We start from the raw sequence: 17,754 nt of genomic DNA, 5'->3' as shown, positions 1-17,754 counted from the left end.
GGCCCGTAGCTCAAGCAGAGCATCGGACAAGCCCCTCGTCGCCGCCACGCCCGCGCCCGGCCGGACGGAACCCCGCCCCCGACCACACGAGATACCGGCCGCGCGCGAGCGGCGGTGGACGACGCGCCGCGGCCGCGTCCCCGCCCGACCGCGCGCGCCGGGACGCGCCACTGGCCGGCGATCGGCCGCGATGGAGAGAGGAGAGACCGAGAGGAGCCCGCCATGACGAAGCTCGCACAGATGTTCCGGCTCCGCGCCACCCCGCAGACGGAGCCGATCCCCGGCACGGTGCCGAACGCCGCCGGAGGCCACGCCTTCGCGGTCGGCGACTGGGCGCGGCTCGACCGCTTCCTGGTCCTCGGCTCCGAGGGCGGCTCGTACTACGCGAGCCCGCGCGCCCTGACCGCCGCGAACGCGGCGGCGGTGCAGCGGTGCGTCGCGCAGGACGGCGCCCGCGCGGTCGCCGCCATCGTGGCGGTGAGCGAGGGCGGCCGGGCTCCGAAGCAGGATCCGGCGATCTTCGCCCTGGCGCTGGCCGCCGCGTCGGCGGACCTCGCGACCCGGCGCGCGGCCCTCGCGGCCCTGCCGCGGGTCTGCCGCACCGGCACGCACCTGTTCCGGTTCGCCGCCTCGGTCGAGGCGATGCGCGGCTGGGGCCGGGGCCTGCGCCGGGCGGTCGGCGACTGGTACTGCACGAAGCCCGTGGAGGCCCTGGCCTTCCAGGCGGTGAAGTACCGGACCCGCCAGGGCTGGTCGCACCGCGACCTGCTGCGGCTGGCCCACCCGGAGACGGAGGAGCCCGCCCGGAAGGCGCTGTTCGACTGGATCTGCCGCGGCACCGTGACCGAGGCCGCACCCGGGATCATCCACGCCTTCGCGCGGGTGCAGGCACCGGGCGTCGACGGGGCGGTGGCCGCCGCCCTGGTGCGCTCCCACGGCCTGCCCTGGGAGGCGCTGCCGACCGGGCTGATGGGCAGCCGCGCGGTGAACGAGGCCCTGATCGAGCGGATGCCGGTCGGAGCCCTCGTGCGCCAGCTCGGCCGCCTGACGGCCGCGGGGGTGCTCGCGCCCTTCTCCGAGGGCACCGAGCACGTCCGGGCGGTCCTGTCGGACCGGGAGCGGATCCTGCGGGCGCGCCTGCACCCGATGGCGCTGCTGCTGGCCCTCGCGACCTACGCCTCCGGGCGCGGTCAGCGGGGCACGCTCACCTGGGAGCCGGTGGCGGCGATCGTCGAGGCGCTGAACGCCGCGTTCTACACGGCGTTCGGCGTGGTCGAGCCCACGGGCCAGCGCCTCGTGCTGGCACTGGACGTCTCGGGCTCGATGGGCGCCAGCACGGTCGCGGGCTCGACGCTCACGGCCCGGGAGGCGGCCGCCGCGATGGCGCTCGTCACCGCGGCGACCGAGGAGCGCTGGCAGGTGCTGGGCTTCACCGCCGAGGCCGGCCGGGCCTGGAGCCAGGGGGCCGCGCTGACGCCGCTGCCGATCGGGCCGTCGACGCGGCTCGATCAGGCGGTGCGGGCGACCGCCGACCTGCCGTTCGGCGCCACCGACTGCGCCCTGCCGATGCGCTGGGCGCTGGAGCGGGGCGTGAAGGCCGACGCGTTCGTGGTCTACACGGACTCGGAGACCTGGGCGGGGCCGGTCCACCCGGTCCAGGCGCTGCGGGCGTACCGGAAGAAGACCGGGATCCCGGCGAAGCTGGTGGTCGTGGGGCTGGTCTCCAACGGCTTCAGCATCGCCGACCCGGAGGATCCCGGCATGCTCGACGTGGTCGGCTTCGACACCGCGGCTCCGGCCGTGATCGCGGACTTCATCCGCGCGTGAGACGGGGCGGGCGGCTCTTCCGGGCTGCCCGCCCTATTGCTGCGGGACGCCCGGCATCCCGTCCGCGAAGGGACCGCCGCCGGCGCTGAACAGCTTGCGCAGGAAGCCCGGGGCGATCGCCGAGAGCGGGTTCACGCTCACGTCCGGCGAGGCGAGCTTGCCGGAGACGCGGAAATTGACCGCGAACAGGCCCTCGTTGTGGCCGCCGCCGAGCAACGGCCCGAGCAGCGGCAGCTGCGAGGCCACGTTGTTCAGGCCGTAGAGCGGCACGAAGGTGCCGGTCATGTCGGTGCGCTCGCGGCCGGTATCGAGCCAGCCCGACAGGGTGAACCCCATGGCGGCGTTCGAGATCGCCGCGTCGGTGAAGTCGACGCGGGTACCGGTGCGCACGAAATTGGCGCGCATGCGGTCGAAGGTGACGTCGCCCGCCCCCCGGCCCGGGGCGACCCGGCGGCCGCGGGCCGTCTCCGCGTCGGTCGGCTCCGGGCCCTGCGCCATGATGCTCGACAGCGCGGGCTCGTTGCGCAGGATGAAGTCGCGGATCTGGACGACGCCGGATTGCGGGCCGTCGTTGAGGCCGATCCCGGCCGTCAGCCGGCCGCCATACATCCGCCGGTACACGTCGACGAACCGCAGCGTCGCGCCGGCATCGGCCGATTCCACCGCCAGGGTCGGCACGCCGCGCTCGCCGCGGGTCACCGTGGCGGCGAAGGGCGCGGCGCGGAAGCGCCCGGTGATGTTGGCAGCCCGCAGGGTCTTCCCGTGCAGGGCGAGCTTCAGGGTGGCGCCGGTCAGCGCCTCCTCGTTGAAGCCGGTGACGATGGGCACCTGGATGTCGGCGTCGATATCCTTCGGATTCGCGTCCTTCGCCTCCCGGCCGCCCTTGGAGTCGGGGCCGCCCAGGGATTTCAGGAACGGCCGGGCATCGGCCACCGCCCCCCGGACCACGACCTTGTAGCCGCCGCCGGTGCGGTCGAGGCTCACGCGCAGGTCGTCGCCGGGGGAGAGCTTGACGCTGCTCAGGTCCGCCCGCTCGAGGCCGCCCTCCTGGGTGATCGAGACGGTGCCGCGGGCGCTCGCCGGGGCCGCGTCGAGGGCGAAGTCGCGCAGGTCGAAGGTCTGGCCGCCGTCGACGAGGGTGAAGGTGAGCCGCCCCGGCTTGCCCGGGGGCTTGGTCAGCCCTGGGATCAGCCCGTCGATCCCGGCCTTCGCCAGATCCGCCTCGACCCGGATCGGCGGCTTGCCGGATCCCGGCCGGCCGATCTGCACCACCGCGCGGACCGGGATGGTGCCGGTGAGCTGCGGCGCGGTCGGCAGGCCCTTGCGGCCGCGGACCGCCTCGTCGAGCGACACGTTGACCACCGCCTCGCCGGGCTGCCCGACCTTCGGCTGGCGCAGGTCGACCGACATGGGCGCGCCCGCGACCCGTCCGTCGCCCTTCAGCGTGAAGGCGCCCCGGTCGTAGACGAGGTTGAACCGGCCCGACTCGAGCCGGTCCCGGCCCATCACCTTGTCGACCGAGAGGTCGGCCAGCGAGCCGGTCAGCGTCACCGGCAGGTCCGGCAGGTCGGGGATGTGCTTGAGGTCGAGGGGGAAGTCGACGCGCAGGTCGGCGCTGCCCTTGATCGTGGCGGGGTCGAGGTCGACGCTCATCACGCTCTTGAACAGCTTGGCCTGGAGCACGGAGGCCATGCCGTCGGCGCCGCCGGAGAGCCGCATCCCGATCTGGGCCACGACCCGGTCGGGGGTGATCTGCGGGATGACGAAGCTGCCGTCCGAGATGGCGAGCCCGCGCCCGTCCGGCCCGTGGACCTCGGCGGTCACGTTGCGCACCGTGGTCGAGCGCCCGGTGATCACGCCGACGACGTTGCCCTTGGTCACGGGCGGCGCGTCGGCGGTGACGTCGATGGCCGCGTCCGAGACGTGGAAGTCGATGTGGACGGCGTCGTCCGGGGCCGGGTCGCCCCGGGTCGCGGCGGCCAGGACCGAGCCGGACATCTTCACCTTGATGTCGACGGAATCGACGCGGCCGCGGCGGAGCTGGTCCACCAGGTAGGTCCGGGCCGGCGGGGCGATGTGCTCCGGCCAGAGCCGCAGCCCGGTGCGGACCTCGCCGTCGTGGCCGGCGAGGTGCAGGGTCAGGCCGCCGTCGTCGGCGCTGGTGCCGATCGTGCCGGTGATGGCGCCCTTCACGCCGGGCCCCGACAGGGTCAGCGCGTCGATGGCGATGCCGCCGTCGCGGCCCGAGAGCTGCGCGTCGAGGGCGTCGATCTTCACCGGCGCGTCCTGCGGGGTCGCCCCGCGTAAGGTGGCGTCGCGGCTCGCCAGCGTCGCGGTCCAGGCCGTGCTCGCGTCGGGCGGGCCGCCCTTCCACGTCCCCGTGAGGTGCACGGCGTTGCCGGCCCCGCGATAGTCCAGGCCGGTGAGCGACATCACGCGGTTGGCCTCGTCCCAGTCCAGCGAGGCGTCGAGGCTCTCGACCGTGACCGGGTTGAAGTCCTTCTCCTCGATCAGGAACGTGCCGTCGCCGGTGTGGAGCTTGGCGTTCATGGTCCGGATGCGGCCGGCCGTCAGGCTGACGTCGGCGCGGGCCGAGAGCTTCAGGTCGGTGGTCAGCGGCAGGCCGGACTGGCCCGAGAGCAGCAGGAGATCGGTGACCGGCAGGTCGTCGAGGGTGATGACGCCCGAGCGCTCCTGCCCGTCCGCGCCGTCGCGCAGCGTGCCGCCGAAGCGCCACTCGCCGTGCGGCCCGTCGAGCCGCAATTCGAAGTTCCGGGTCCCGTTGACCGGGTCGCGCCCGAACAGGCCGTTGACCCGCGCGAAGACCGCGCGCTCGTGCCCGTCCTCGTCGATCAGCCGCAGCCGCGCGTCGGTGACGCGGGCGCGGTCGAGGGCGCCGACCACGCCGCCCGTATCGAGGACGACCCCGAAGATCGACGCGATCGCGGCCGAGAGCGGCGACACGGTGCCGCGCACCCCGTCCACGCTCGGCGGCGTGTGCGGCGCGACGTCGACCGGGTGGTTGGCCTCCGAGGCCGCGAAGGCGATGGAGCCGTCCCGGTGCAGCAGCGCGGTGGTCTGCGTCTCGCGGAACTCGATCGAGCGCGGCTGCAGGTTGAGCCGCAGGAGACTCCAGAGATCGAGGCTGACGAGTGCCAGGGGCGCGCGCACCACGAGGTCACCCTGCGGGTTGCGGATGTCGAGGCCGGAGAAGCGCAGGCTCAGCGCGTTCTCGCGGTCGAGCTCCAGGCTGCTGCCGCGCAGCCCGATGCTCCAGCCGGGTCCGATCCGCTCGGCCACGGCGGCGGCGACGCGGCGCGACAGGCCGTCGATCTGCAGCGGCCCGTTCGACAGGCGCAGGGCCACGAGGCCGACACCGGCGCCGACGAGCAGCACCAGCGCGAGGGCGCTCACGAGGCAGACGCCGCCGACGCGTCGCGCCTTCCCCCGAGGCCTGCATGCCGGCGTTGTCTCGTCCGCCATCGGGACCTTTGTTCCGGGGTCTCTGCGCGCGGCGCCCTCGGGCTCCGCGGCCGGTGGATCGAAGCGCGCCCGCGCTTTACAGCGGCCGCGACTCCGGGCTTGGCTCGGACGTGCGCGGGGCCCATCGCTCGAGCCGGCGCACGAGATCGGTTGCACATCATCAATCGGCCGAAAGGAAGGCACGATGCCGCTGTCAGAGGGGGATCCCGCCCCCGATTTCGACCTTCCCGCCTCGGGCGGAGGGCGCGTGGGACTGTCCGCGCTCCGCGGTCACAAAGTCGTGCTCTACTTCTACCCGAAGGACGACACGAGCGGATGCACGCTGGAGGCGCAGGACTTCAACGGTCTGCTGCCGGCCTTCGCGGAGGCGGACGCCAAGGTCGTCGGCCTGTCGCCGGACCCGGTGAAGAGCCACGACAAGTTCTGCGGCAAGTACGGCCTGACCTTCCCGCTCGCCGCGGACGAGGACAAGACCGTGCTCGAGGCCTACGGCGTCTGGGTCGAGAAGAGCATGTACGGGCGCAAGTACATGGGCGTGGAGCGCACCACCGTGCTGGTCGACCGGGAGGGGCGCGTCGCCAGGATCTGGCCGAAGGTGAAGGTGCCCGGCCACGCCGAGGCCGTCCTGGCGGCCGCCCGCGCGCTGCCCTGACGCCCCCTGACGCCCCCTGACGCCCGCCGCCCGGATCGGCGGAACGCCCGGCGCGCGACGGATCCTTAACCCTACCGAGGTCTGAATGGCGGCTCCTCCGGTGCCGTCCCGATGCAGCCTCCGAAGTTCCTCGCGCGTCTCAGGCCGCACCGGCCGACCCCCTGGCTCGCCGCCGGCCTCGCCCTGGCGCTGGCCTGGGCGCTCGGGGCCTCCTACCTGATCGTGTTCCACGACGACGTGCTGGCCGGCTTCGTGGCCCGGCAGGCCGCCCTGCGCGACGCCTACGAGGCGCGCATCGGCGAGCTCCTGGACCGGCTCGACCGCGACCGGAGCGACCGGGCGGGGAGCGAGGCGGGGCTGGCCGACCGGGTCGCGGCCGCCCTGGAGCGCCAGGCCGAGCTGGAGCGGCGCACCGCCGCCCTCGCCGACCTCGCGCGGCAGGCCCTGCCCGAGCCGTCCGCCACCGGCGCCCTGCCCGGTCGGCCCGACGGAGCGCGCGGCGGGGGCTACGACGATCTCTTCCTGCGCCCGACCGAGGGTCCGGCTCCGGAGCCGCGCTCCGCCCGCGATCCCCTGCCGCGGCGCGGCGCGCGCGAGGCCGAGACCGGGCTGATCCGGCTGGAGGCCCGGCTCGACGGCGTTCAGGCGGCCCAGGGCGAGCGCCTCGCCGGGCTGGCCGCCCGGGCCGGGGACGCGGTGCGGCGGCTGCGCGGCCTGATCGGCCGCACCGGTCTCGACCCTGACCGCCTCGATCCCGACCGCACCGGCGCGGCCGCACCGGCCGCCGGGCTGGGCGGACCACTCGTGCCTCTGGACGGCCGCGCCCTTGACGGCCGCGCCCTGGACGGCACCGGCTTCGCGGAGGGCCTCGCCCTGGCCCGGCGGACGCTCGACGACGGCCAACGCCTGCGCCGGCTCGCCGCCACCCTGCCCCTGGCACGCCCGATCCGGGGAGGCGCGACCGTGTCGAGCCCGTTCGGCACGCGCCTCGACCCCTTCACCCGCGGCCTCGCCCTCCATACCGGGCTGGACCTGAAGGCGGAGTACGGCGAGCCCGCCCGCGCCACCGCGCCGGGCCGGGTGATCGCCGCCGAGGCCGCGGGCGGCTACGGCAACATGGTCGAGATCGACCACGGCCACGGCGTCACCACCCGGTTCGGCCACCTCGCCCGCATCGCGGTCCGCCCCGGGCAGCGCGTGGCCGCGGGCGACGCGGTCGGCGCCGTCGGCTCGACGGGGCGCTCCACCGGGGCGCATCTCCACTACGAGACCCGCATCGACGGCGAGCCGGTGGATCCGCAGCGCTTCCTGGAGGCCGGCGCCACCGTCGCGGCGGCCGGGCTCGGCGCCGACTGAGTTCCTCGCTGCCCCGGTCGCCCTGTGCCGGCCTCCGCGTCCCCGAGGGAGGCCGGCCTGGCATCGGCCGTGACGCCCGCGCGGGGATGGCCTTCCGGGCCGGACCTGTTGCGGGCGGCCGGCCCGGTGCTACGATCCGGCCGAGGTGGGGATCGGCGATGGCTCTGGCCGCGATGCGCGACGCGCGGATGGATGTGTCCGAGTTCAGGCTCTGGGTGGAGGGCCGGCCCGCGCACGAGCGCTGGGAGCTGCTCGACGGCGAGCCCGTGCTCATGGCGCCGCCGCGGGAGCGGCATCGGCGAATCGTCATGAACCTGGCGGGACGACTCGACGCCCTGGCGGAGCCGCGAGGCTGCCGCGCCATGCCGGGGCTGGCGATCCTCAGCGCCGCGATGGACGATTTCGCCCCGATCCCCGACGTGGTGGTGCCGTGCGGGCCGCCGCTGCCGGAGGGCTACGCCGCCGACCCGCTCCTCGTCGCCGAGGTGCTCTCGCCCTCGACCATGAGTCTCGACCGCGGCCGGAAGATCGACTTCTACCGGACCGTGCCGAGCCTCGCGGTGCTGCTGATCGTCTATTCCGACGAGGCGCGGGTCGAGGTCTGGCGGCGCGCGGGCGACGACTGGAGCGTCGCGGCCCTCGGGCTCGACGGCACCGTGTCGCTGCCGGAGCTCGACGGCGCCGTGCCGGTGCGCGACCTCTACCGCGGTCTCGCCTTCTGAGCGGCCGCACCCCACCTGATCGAACGGCGAAGCATCAAGGCACCGACTTGCCCCATTTCGAAGATTTCTACGCGGCCAAGCTGCGCGGCTCCCTCGGCGTGACCGACGCCGAGTCGGTGCTCGACCTGCGCGGCACCAACCGGGCGACCGCCGAGGCCTCGCTCAAGGACATGCTGGAGCGCAGCCGCTTCGCCAAGGGCAAGACCGTGGCGATCCGGCTCGATCCGCCCCCGGAGGGCGGCGGCGAGACCCTGTTCCAGCCGGCCGGGCGCCTGCTCCTCGACGCGAAGCGCCGCGGCCTGATCGAGCGCCTCCAGACCCTGCCGGCCCAGGACGGCCTCGGCTTCTACGTGGCGCTCACCGGCCGGGCCGAGCGGACGCCGATGTAGGGCGGCCGCGGAGGTTGTGCCGGCAACGGATCGGGTGCGCGCCGCCGGGCGTTGAACGCTCCCGCCCGACAGGATGCCGCCCGTGCCCGACGCCCGATTCCCCGAAGCCCGGTCCCGCCGATGAGGACCCTTCCCGGCGGCCGCAACGCGATCGAGCGCATCGCCCGCTTCGGCTACGGCGCCCGCGGCGTGGTCTACATCGTGGTCGGCGCCCTCGCCCTGCTGGCGGCCCTGGGGCATGGCGGCCGGGCCGGCGACAGCAAGGACGCGCTCCGCGCCGTGATGGCCGGTCCGTTCGGCGCGGCCGTCGTCGGCCTGATCGCCCTCGGCCTCGCCGGCTTCGCCCTCTGGCGCCTCGTCGAGGGGATCACCGACGCCGACCGGCGGGGCACCTCCGCCAAGGGCCTCGCGGTGCGCGGCGCCCACCTGATCAGCGCCGGGCTCTATCTCGGCCTCGCCGCCAGCGCGGCCTCGCTCAGCCTCGGCCTGGGCATGAGCGGCGGCGACGGCGTGCATGACGGGACCGCGTGGCTCCTGAGCAAGCCCTTCGGCCGCTGGCTCGTGGCCCTGGTCGGCCTCGCGGTGGTGGCGGGCGGCTTCGGCTTCCTCGGCAAGGCCTGGCGCGGGGACGTCACCGACCGCCTCGCCCTCGACGCCCGGGCCCGGGACCGCTGGGCCGGCCCGATCGGCCGGTTCGGCTACGCGGCGCGGGGCCTCGCCTTCCTGATCATCGGCGGGTTCCTCGTGGCGGCGGCGTGGCACCAGCGCTCCTCGGACGCCAAGGGCCTGTCCGAGGCGTTCGCGCTGCTGCGCGCCCAGCCCTACGGCTGGATCCTCCTCGGGCTCGTGGCGGCCGGCCACGCCGCCTTCGGGGCTTTCGGGCTCATCCAGGCCCGCTACCGGCACATCGACGCCCCCGACATCGACCGGGTGGACGATGCGGCCGGTGCGGCGGCCCGGGCGCTCGGCTGAGGCCCGCGCCCGCGCGGCCGCCGGCCCCGGACGGGCCGCGTTGACAGGGCCGGTGCCGCGGCGGATACCCCCGGCATCCCATCCGGCCCACGATGCAGCAGCGCCTCTACAAGACCGCGGTGATGGTGACCCACGACCTCGCGGCGACCGCTGCCGCCGTGGTGCTCACCTTCCTGTTCCGCTTCCAGGGCGGCATGCTGGCCGAGCGCCTGCACGCCCTGCCCCTGCTGCTGCCGCCGTTCCTGGTCCTCGCCGGCCTCGTCTACGGCCGCTTCCGGCTCTACCGGACGAAGTGGCGCTTCGCCTCGCTGCAGGACCTCGCCGGCATCGTCCGGGCGGCCAGCGTCCTGGCCCTGGCGCTGCTGGTCATCGACTGGGTGCTGGTCTCGTCCGACCTCTACGGCTTCTACTTCTTCGGCAAGATCGCGATCCTGCTCTACTGGGTTCTGCAGATCTTCTTCCTGGGCGGCACGCGCCTGGCGTTCCGCTACCTCAAGGACACGCGCTCCCGGCAGTCGAGCGCGCGGGCCGCCACCGTCCCGACCCTGCTCCTGGGGCGCGGCGCCGACATGGACGTGCTGATCCGGGCGATCGAGTCGGGCTCGGTGCGGAAGCTCGCGCCGCGGGGCATCCTGTCGCCCCGGGCGGACGAGCGCGGCCAGTTCATGCGCGGCGTGCCGGTGCTCGGCGGCTTCCCGGATCTCGAGCGGGTGGTCGCCGACCTCGCCGCGCGGGGCGAGCCGGTGCGGCGGCTCGTGGCCGCCCCGAGCGCCCTCGTGCCGGAGGCGGCGCCGGACGACCTGATCGCCCGCGCCCGGCGCCTCGGCCTGCCCCTCGCCCGGGTCGTCGGCCTCGGCGAGGGCGTGCAGGGGCCGGAACTGGCGCCGCTGGAGATCGAGGACCTGCTGCTGCGGCCGACCGTCGCCATCGACCGGCCGCGCCTGGAGGCGTTCCTCGCCGGCCGCCGGGTCGTGGTGACCGGCGGCGGCGGCTCGATCGGCTCGGAGATCTGCCTGCGGGCCGTGGCCTTCGGGGCCGCGGCGGTGCTGGTGCTCGAATCCTCCGAGCCGGCGCTCCACGGCATCCTCAGCCACCCCGCGATCCTGGCCGCGGAGGCCGCCGTGACGGGGGTGCTGGCCGATATCCGCGACCGGGAGCGGACGCACGCGGTGATCGCGGCGTTCCGGCCCGACTACGTGCTCCACGCCGCCGCGCTGAAGCAGGTGCCCTACCTGGAGCGGGACTGGCAGGAGGGCATCAAGACCAACGTGTTCGGCTCGATCAACGTCGCCGAGGCGGCGGTGGCGTCCGGCGCCCGCGCCCTGGTGATGATCTCCACCGACAAGGCGATCGAGCCGGTCTCGCAGCTCGGCGTCACCAAGCGCTTCGCCGAGATGGTCGCCCAGGCCCTCGACGCCGCGCAGGCAGCGCGGCCGGACCACCCGACCCGGCTGATCGCCGTGCGCTTCGGCAACGTGCTGGGCTCCGTGGGCTCGGTGGTACCGGTGTTCAAGGCGCAGATCGCCCGTGGCGGCCCGGTCACCGTCACCCACCCGGACATGGTCCGCTACTTCATGACCGTGCGCGAGGCCTGCGACCTCGTGCTGACGGCGGCCTCGCACGCCGACGGCGAGGCGCGGGCGGGCGCGGAGCGCGCCGCGGTCTACGTGCTCAAGATGGGGCAGCCGGTGCGGATCGCCGACCTGGCCGAGCGGATGATCCGGCTGGCCGGCTTCGAGCCCGGCACCGAGATCGAGATCGCCTATACCGGCGCCCGGCCGGGCGAGCGGCTCAACGAGATCCTGTTCGCCCGCGAGGAGCCCCGGATCGCCCTGCCGGGCATCGACGGGGTGATGGCGGCGCGGCCGGTCTTCGCCGACCGGGACCGGCTCGACGCCTGGGTGGCGCGGCTGCGCGACGCCGTGTCGGCCGGCGACCGGGCGGCCGCCGAGGCCGTGTTCGAGGCGGCCATCCCGCATTTCCGCGAGCGCGCCGTCCTCCGCCCCGGGCCGCCCCAGGAAGCCGCGGAGCGAGCCGCGGCGCCGGCCGGCGGCCCGCCGCGCGCCGACGCCGCGCCCGCCACTGCGCCCGCCGCCCTCGGCTGATCCGGGCGGCCCCGGGAGCGCGTCCCGGGGCCCCCGGACGTCCCTACACCGTGGCGACCGGCGTCGTCGGCGAGCCGACGGCGCCGGGCAGGCGCAGCGGCGGGGCGGTGAGCAGGAAGCGGCTGCGGCCGCGGGCCCGCAGCCAGTCGGCGAGCGGCGTCAGGTGCCACAGCTCGCCGAGATTGACCCCGAGCTTGAACAGGCAGTGCTCGTGGAGCGGCAGCGTCGCGCAGCAGGCGGGGCCGGGGCCGGCCGGGTAGGCCTCCACCGCGTAGTTGTCGGCGATCAGCGCGCACAGGCCGGTGCGGGTGATCCAGTCGAGGAGCCGCGGGTCGCGCCCGTCGAGCCCGGCGCAGAGGGTGTGGACCTGCTTCGGGTCCGGCGCGCCGCCCATGGCGATCAGCCGCTCGGCGAAGCCCGTGTGCAGGCAGACCATGTCGCCCGGCTCCACCACGACGCCGTCGGCCTCCAGGATCCGGGCGAGCTGGTCGTACCCGACTTTGGCTTTGGCATCGCCGAGATGGGCGCGCAGGTCGATCATCACGGCCCGGCCCTGCATGCCGGTCTCGGCGAGGCGCTCGATCCCGAGGCGCTTGGCCCGGGACGGCTCATCCGCCGCCTCCGGCGCGCTCGGCCCGACGATGTCGTGGCCGCCGCGGAAGCCGTTGTAGAAGGTCGGCGCGGCGCCCGCCCCGTCCGCGTCGAACAGCGCGCCGACATGGGCGAGCGCGTCCCACTGCGTCGAGTATTGCAGGTGGATCAGCGCGCGGTCGTCGCAGATCACGTCGGTGGCGCCGTCGACCTCCTCGCAGACCGGGAAGTTCATGTTCGGCCGGCCGTTGGCGCGGCGCGTCGGCGTGATCTGGGGCGGGTGGCGGCGCGGGTTCAGGACGTTGCCGCCCGGCAGGTCCAGCGGCAGACTGAGGCAGAAGGTGAGCCCTTCGCGCACCTCCGCGATCCCCTGCAGCACCTTCTCGGGGGTGAGCAGGTTCAGGCGGCCCAGCTCGTCGTCGGGTCCGAAATCCCCCCAGGTCGAGCCCTCGGGCCGCCGCGTCCAGCGCAGGGTCATGCCTGTGGTTCCCCTGCCCGCGCCGAGCGGGCCGCTTCCCGAGGCTCCAGGGCCGCGGTCCGGGGCGAACCCCGGCCGCGGCCGAGCGTGCGTTCCTCACCAGACCGTGCCCTTCTTCGAGGCCGCCGGGCCCGCGCTTCGCAGGGCCGCGGCGAGCCTAGGCCGCGGCGGCGCGCGGCGATACCCCGGGCGGAAAACGACTCGGTGCAAACGTCACCGGCCGATCCCGATCGGCCCCTTGTGATCCGTCGGAGCGCGGGTACAGTCCGGGCCAAGCCCGCGAATATAAAATTCGGGCACTGGGATGAGGGAACGCCGATGTCCGAGACCGTGCGCGCCGCCGCCCGGGTTGCCCCGATTCGGCGCACGCTGCCCGCGCTGATCGCCGCGGGGCTGGTCGCCGCCGGGCCCGTCCGGGCCGCCGATCCGATCAAGATCGGGGTGATCGCCGAGGCCCAGTCGGTGGCCGGGGCCTCGATCCCGCAGGCGGTCCAGCTCGCCGCCGACGAGATCAACGCCCAGGGCGGCGTCGACGGCCGCCAGATCCAGGTCGTCACCTACGACGACAAGTCCTCCGCCTCCGACGCGGTCCGCGCCTTCCAGCGGGCGGCCTCCGAGGACAAGGTCAACCTCGTCATCGCCAGCTACATCTCGGAGGTCGTGCTGGCGCTGATGCCCTGGGCGGCCCGGCTCAAGACGCCGATGATCACGCCGGGCGCGGCCTCGAACGAGATCAGCGTCGCGGTCCACAAGGACTACGCCCGCAACAAGTACACCTTCCACGGCTACCTGACCTCGCACGCCCTGGCGCAGGCGGTCTGCGACTCGGCCAAGGAGGTGCTGGTCGACAAGCTCAAGGCCAAGACCGCCGCGATCATGAGCGAGGACGCCGCCTGGACCCGGCCGCTGGACGCCGCCTACCAGGAATGCCTGCCGAAATCCGGGCTCAAGGTGGTCGAGCACGTCCGCTTCTCGCCGGACACGGGCGACTTCACGCCGATCTACAACAAGATCGAGGCGGCCAAGCCCGACCTGATCGTCACCGGCATCGCCCATGTCGGCGTGCAGCCGACCGTGCAGTGGCAGAACCAGCAGGTCCCGATCGCCATGACGGGCATCAGCGGCCAGGCGACCTCCTCGACCTTCTGGGCCAACACCAACGGCGGCACCCAGGGCGTGCTGTTCGACAGCGTGGCGGTGCCGGGCGTGGCGCTGACCGAGAAGACGATCCCGTTCGCCGAGGCCTTCACCAAGCGCTTCGGCGGCGCGCCGTCCTACGCGGGCTACATGGCGTACGACGCCACGCACTACGCGGCGGAGGCGATCAAGCGGGCGGGCTCGACCGAGGCCGACAAGCTGGTCGAGGCCCTGGAGAAGACCGACTACGTCGGCACCGTCGGGCGCCTGAAGTTCTACGGCAAGGACGACCCGTTCACCCACTCGATCCAGTACGGGCCGGGCCTGATGACCAGCGTCCTCGGGCAGTGGCAGAACGGCAAGCAGGTGGCGATCTGGCCGGCCGCGACCGCCAACGGGACCATGATCCTGCCCCCCGCGGTCAAGCCGGCGGTCCAGTAGGTCGGGCGGGGAGAGCGCGGTGATCGGCCTCCAGATCCTCGTCGACGGTTTCGCGATCTCGGCCCTCTACGCGCTCGGCGCGATGGGCTTCACCCTGATCTTCGGGGTCTCGGGCGTCCTCAACCTGACCCACGGCGCCCTGATGGTCATGGCCGCGGTGGCGGCCTGGGCGGCCTCGGCGCTGTTCGGGCTCGGCTCCTACGCGGGCGCGGCGATCGGCATCCTGTGCGGGCTCGCGGGCGCGCTGGTCACCTACTTCGCGGTGGTCGCGCCGATCGAGCGCAGCCGGGCGATCCCGCGGGAGGAGAAGGAGATCTTCGTGCTCACCGGCACGCTGCTCTGGGGGATCATGATCCAGGAGCTGGTGGCCTACTTCTTCACCGACAACCCGAAGACCGTGCTGCCGATCGTCGAGGGCGTCTTCGAGATCGCGGGCGTGCGGACGCCGAGGAACCAGGTCTTCACCGCGGTGGTCTGCTGGATCGTGATCGGCCTCCTCTGGCTGTTCGTGAACCGGGCGCGGGCCGGCAAGGTCCTGCTCGCGGCCTCCATGAACCCGCGGGGCGTCACGCTGCTCGGCCACGACATGGGCAAGATCTACGTGGCGGTCTGGGCGATCTACGGCCTGCTCGCCGGCACCGCCGGGGTGCTGCTCGGGATGTTCCTGGGGGTGTCCTCGTACTCGGTGGGGCCGCTCACCGCGAGCGCCTTCTCGATCGTGGTGCTGGGCGGCCTGGGGAGCGTCACCGGCTCGCTGATCGCCGCCTACGTGGTGGGGTATCTGGAGACCGCCACCGCCTACCTGATCTCGCCGGCCTACCGGGTGATCCCGGCCCTGCTCCTGCTGGTCGCCGTCATGTACCTGCGCCCGCAGGGCCTGCTGGGGCGGCGGTGATGATGTTTCGCGCACCCCGGGTTTCCAGCCCTCGTCCTGAGGTGCGGCGACGCCGCCTCGAGGGAGCCCTCCAGCCGGCCGCGCGATCCCTGGAGGCCCTCTTCGAGGCCGCCGGCGCGGCACCCCGGGATGAGGGGCGTGGATGGGAGAGGCCTCTGCGCCGAACGAGCCGGATCGCTGCCGTGTGCGAGGCCACCCCATGAAGCTCCTCACCACCCCCGGCTTCTGGATCGCGGTCCTCGCCGTCCTGGCCGCCGCCACCCTGCCCTGGTGGGTCTCCGGCTACATCCTCGGCCTCCTGACCATCGCCTACTATTTCGGCGTGTTCTCGATGGCCTGGGACCTGCTCTTCGGCTTCGCCGGCGAGGTGAATTTCGGCCCGACCTTCCTGATCGGGCTGGGGGCCTACGGCGCCGGCATCCTCAACAACCGCTACGAGCTGCCGATCCCCTACTGCCTCGCGGCCGGGACCGTGCTCGCCGTGGTCGGCGGCCTCGCCCTGGCGCTGCCGGCGCTGAAGGTCCGCGGCCCCTATTTCGGGCTGATCACCCTGGTGGCGGTCCTGCTCCTGCAGAACATGATCGTGGTGTTCTCCGGCCTCACCGGCGGCGAGATCGGCCTGACCGTGCCGGACGTCATCTCGATCGACGCCGACACCAATTACTGGCTGGCGCTCGGCTTCATGGCGGTCTCCGGCCTGATCCTCACGGCCATCGCGCGCTCGCCCGCGGGGCTGATCCTCCAGGCCGCCGGCCAGGACCCGGTGGTGACCGGGGCGCTCGGCTTCAACGTCGCCAAGCACAAGCTCGCCGCCTTCGCGGTCAGCGCCGCCTTCTCGGGCCTCGCGGGCGGCCTGGTGGTCTTCTACATGGGCACCGCCTCGGTCGGCACGCTGATCAACACCTCGGTCGGCGTGCAGGTGATCATCGCGGCGGTGCTCGGCGGACGGCGCACCATCGTGGGCGCGGCGCTCGGCGCCGTGTTCCTGATCGCGGCGGGCGAGCTGCTGCGCCCGCTCGGCGGCCTCTCGACCTTCGTGGTCTCGGCGGTGGCGCTGCTGGTGATCCTGTTCGTGCCCTCGGGGCTGCTCGGCCTCGCCTCCTTCCGGAACGCCCGATGACCGTCGCCGTGGCGCCCCCGCCGGCCGTGTCCCCCGTTCGGGCCGAGCCCTGCCTCACCGTGCGCGGCCTGACCAAGCGCTACGGCGGCCTCGTCGCCGTCAAGGGGATCGACCTCGACCTGCGGCCCGGCGAGATCCTGGGCCTGATCGGCCCGAACGGCTCGGGCAAGTCCACCGTGATGAAGCTGATCATGGGCCTGGAGCGGCCGAGCGCCGGCTCGATCCGCCTCGACGGCGCCGAGATCGGCGGGATGCCGGCCCACCGGGTGGCGCGCTCCGGGATCGGCCTCGTGTTCCAGCACGCGCGGCCGCTCCAGCGGCAGACGGTTCTCGAAAACATCAGCCTCGCGCTCCTGCCCGACAGCCTGATCCGGCTGGCCGCGGATCCCCACGTCGCGCGCCGAGCAAAAGAAATCGCCGAGCGCGTCGGCCTCGGCGCCGTCGTCGACCGGCGGCCCGGCACCCTGCCCTTCGCGGATCTCCGCCGGCTGGAGCTCGCCAAGGCCATCGCCCGCGACCCCCGGGTGGTGCTGGTCGACGAGCCCTTCGCGGGCCTGACCGGCGGCGAGGTCGCGGCCTTCTCGGAGCTGATCCGGGGATTCCGCGACGAGGGCAAGGCCGTGCTCCTCGTCGACCACAACGTGAAGAGCGTCGCGGCCCTCGTGGACCGGGTCTTCGCCATGTATCTCGGCGAGCGCATCGCCGAGGGCTCGGCCGAAGCCGTCATGGCCGACCCGACCGTGCGCCGGGTCTATCTCGGCGGCAGCATCGAGACGGCGGCCCGGCCGGAAGCCGCGTTCAAGCCCGACTCGCTGCTGACCGTCGAGAATGTCGACGTGCTCTACGGCAAGGCGCAGGCCCTCCGCTCCGCCTCGATCCACGTCCACGAGGGCGAGTTCGTCTCGGTGGTGGGCCTGAACGGCGCCGGCAAGACCACTTTGTTCAACGCCATCTCGGGCCTCGTCCCGCATACGGGGACGATCCGGTTCGACGGCCAGGATCTCGCCCGGATGAAGCCCGCCGCCATCGCCCGGGCCGGCATCGTCCAGGTGCCCGAGACCCGCGAGCTGTTCGGCGATCTCAGCGTGCGTGAGAATCTCGACCTCGGCGGCCAGCATTTCCCGAAGGCCGAGAGCGCGAGGCAGCGGGAGTGGCTCTACGAGCTGTTCCCGATCCTCAGGGACCGCGAGACGCAGAGCGCCCGCACCCTGTCGGGCGGCGAGCAGCAGATGCTGACCATCGCCCGGGCGCTGATGATGCGGCCCCGCCTCCTGATCCTCGACGAGCCGACTCTGGGCCTCGCCCCGGTGATCCTGGAGCTGCTGTCGAAGGCCTTGGAGAAGCTGCGGCAGACCACGCCGATCACGGTGCTGCTCGGCGAGCAGAACGTCACCTTCGCGCTCCCGCACGCCGACCGGGTCTACGTGCTGGAACAGGCGCGGATCGTCTGGGAAGGCCCGCCGCAGCGCTTCGCCAGCGAGATGGGGACGAAGTATTTGTGAGGGACGCTTCCCCTCCCCCCTGCGGGGAGGGGCCAGGGGTGGGGGTGGTGCCGGATAGAGCGCGGCGGTGCCTTCTGCACCACC

13 protein-coding genes are annotated in these 17,754 nt (G+C 73.9%); 11 read left to right on the top strand and 2 right to left on the bottom strand.

Features of this window, described 5'->3' with window-relative positions:
- Nucleotides 1-222 precede the first annotated feature (222 nt).
- Entirely contained in the window at nt 223-1,827 is a 1,605-nt protein-coding gene (locus ME121_RS27425) for a TROVE domain-containing protein (RefSeq protein ID WP_059409957.1), read from the top strand.
- Nucleotides 1,828-1,860: 33 nt separating this feature from the next.
- Here ME121_RS27425 and ME121_RS27420 read toward each other — a convergent pair whose 3' ends face one another.
- A complete protein-coding gene (locus ME121_RS27420; protein WP_043374392.1) occupies nt 1,861-5,310 on the bottom strand; it encodes a YhdP family protein in 3,450 nt (1,149 codons plus the stop codon).
- A 184-nt stretch (nt 5,311-5,494) separates the two neighbouring features.
- Here ME121_RS27420 and ME121_RS27415 point away from each other — a divergent pair, with 184 nt between their 5' ends.
- The 6 genes from ME121_RS27415 (at nt 5,495) to ME121_RS27390 (ending at nt 11,506) form a co-directional block, all read left to right on the top strand.
- Entirely contained in the window at nt 5,495-5,962 is a 468-nt protein-coding gene (locus tag ME121_RS27415) for a peroxiredoxin (RefSeq protein WP_012318789.1), read from the top strand.
- A gap of 111 nt (nt 5,963-6,073) precedes the next feature.
- Entirely contained in the window at nt 6,074-7,318 is a 1,245-nt protein-coding gene (locus ME121_RS27410) for a M23 family metallopeptidase (RefSeq protein ID WP_059409956.1), read from the top strand.
- Between the two features lie 158 nt (nt 7,319-7,476).
- Nucleotides 7,477-8,040, top strand: a complete 564-nt coding sequence (locus ME121_RS27405; protein ID WP_059409955.1) for a Uma2 family endonuclease — start codon at nt 7,477-7,479, stop codon at nt 8,038-8,040.
- A 47-nt stretch (nt 8,041-8,087) separates the two neighbouring features.
- A complete protein-coding gene (locus ME121_RS27400; RefSeq protein ID WP_012318792.1) occupies nt 8,088-8,429 on the top strand; it encodes a hypothetical protein in 342 nt (113 codons plus the stop codon).
- Between the two features lie 120 nt (nt 8,430-8,549).
- Entirely contained in the window at nt 8,550-9,401 is an 852-nt protein-coding gene (locus ME121_RS27395) for a DUF1206 domain-containing protein (RefSeq protein WP_012318793.1), read from the top strand.
- Between the two features lie 92 nt (nt 9,402-9,493).
- Nucleotides 9,494-11,506 carry an SDR family NAD(P)-dependent oxidoreductase gene (locus ME121_RS27390; protein ID WP_053621725.1) on the top strand — a complete coding sequence of 671 codons (2,013 nt, stop codon included), beginning with the start codon at nt 9,494-9,496 and terminating at the stop codon, nt 11,504-11,506.
- 43 nt (nt 11,507-11,549) lie between these two features.
- Here ME121_RS27390 and ME121_RS27385 read toward each other — a convergent pair whose 3' ends face one another.
- The gene (locus tag ME121_RS27385; protein WP_012318795.1) at nt 11,550-12,575 is read right to left on the bottom strand and encodes a cyclase family protein; all 1,026 of its coding nucleotides are present in this window, start codon (nt 12,573-12,575) and stop codon (nt 11,550-11,552) included.
- Between the two features lie 318 nt (nt 12,576-12,893).
- Here ME121_RS27385 and ME121_RS27380 point away from each other — a divergent pair, with 318 nt between their 5' ends.
- From ME121_RS27380 to ME121_RS27365, 4 genes are all read left to right on the top strand, one after another.
- Complete coding sequence (locus ME121_RS27380) at nt 12,894-14,153, top strand: ABC transporter substrate-binding protein (RefSeq protein ID WP_012318796.1); 1,260 nt, start codon at nt 12,894-12,896, stop codon at nt 14,151-14,153.
- A gap of 19 nt (nt 14,154-14,172) precedes the next feature.
- Nucleotides 14,173-15,048, top strand: a complete 876-nt coding sequence (locus ME121_RS27375; protein WP_012318797.1) for a branched-chain amino acid ABC transporter permease — start codon at nt 14,173-14,175, stop codon at nt 15,046-15,048.
- 199 nt (nt 15,049-15,247) lie between these two features.
- Nucleotides 15,248-16,168, top strand: a complete 921-nt coding sequence (locus ME121_RS27370) for a branched-chain amino acid ABC transporter permease (RefSeq protein WP_059409954.1) — start codon at nt 15,248-15,250, stop codon at nt 16,166-16,168.
- The gene (locus tag ME121_RS27365) at nt 16,165-17,670 is read left to right on the top strand and encodes an ATP-binding cassette domain-containing protein (RefSeq protein WP_059409953.1); all 1,506 of its coding nucleotides are present in this window, start codon (nt 16,165-16,167) and stop codon (nt 17,668-17,670) included. The genes ME121_RS27370 and ME121_RS27365 overlap by 4 nt, the downstream gene beginning before the upstream one ends.
- Nucleotides 17,671-17,754: the final 84 nt, after the last annotated feature.

Origin of the sequence: Methylobacterium sp. ME121 (assembly GCF_000974725.1) — a bacterium.
Taxonomy (GTDB): domain Bacteria; phylum Pseudomonadota; class Alphaproteobacteria; order Rhizobiales; family Beijerinckiaceae; genus Methylobacterium; species Methylobacterium radiotolerans.
Note: the sequence above shows the minus strand (reverse complement) of the source record. Positions and strands in the feature narration are given on the sequence as shown.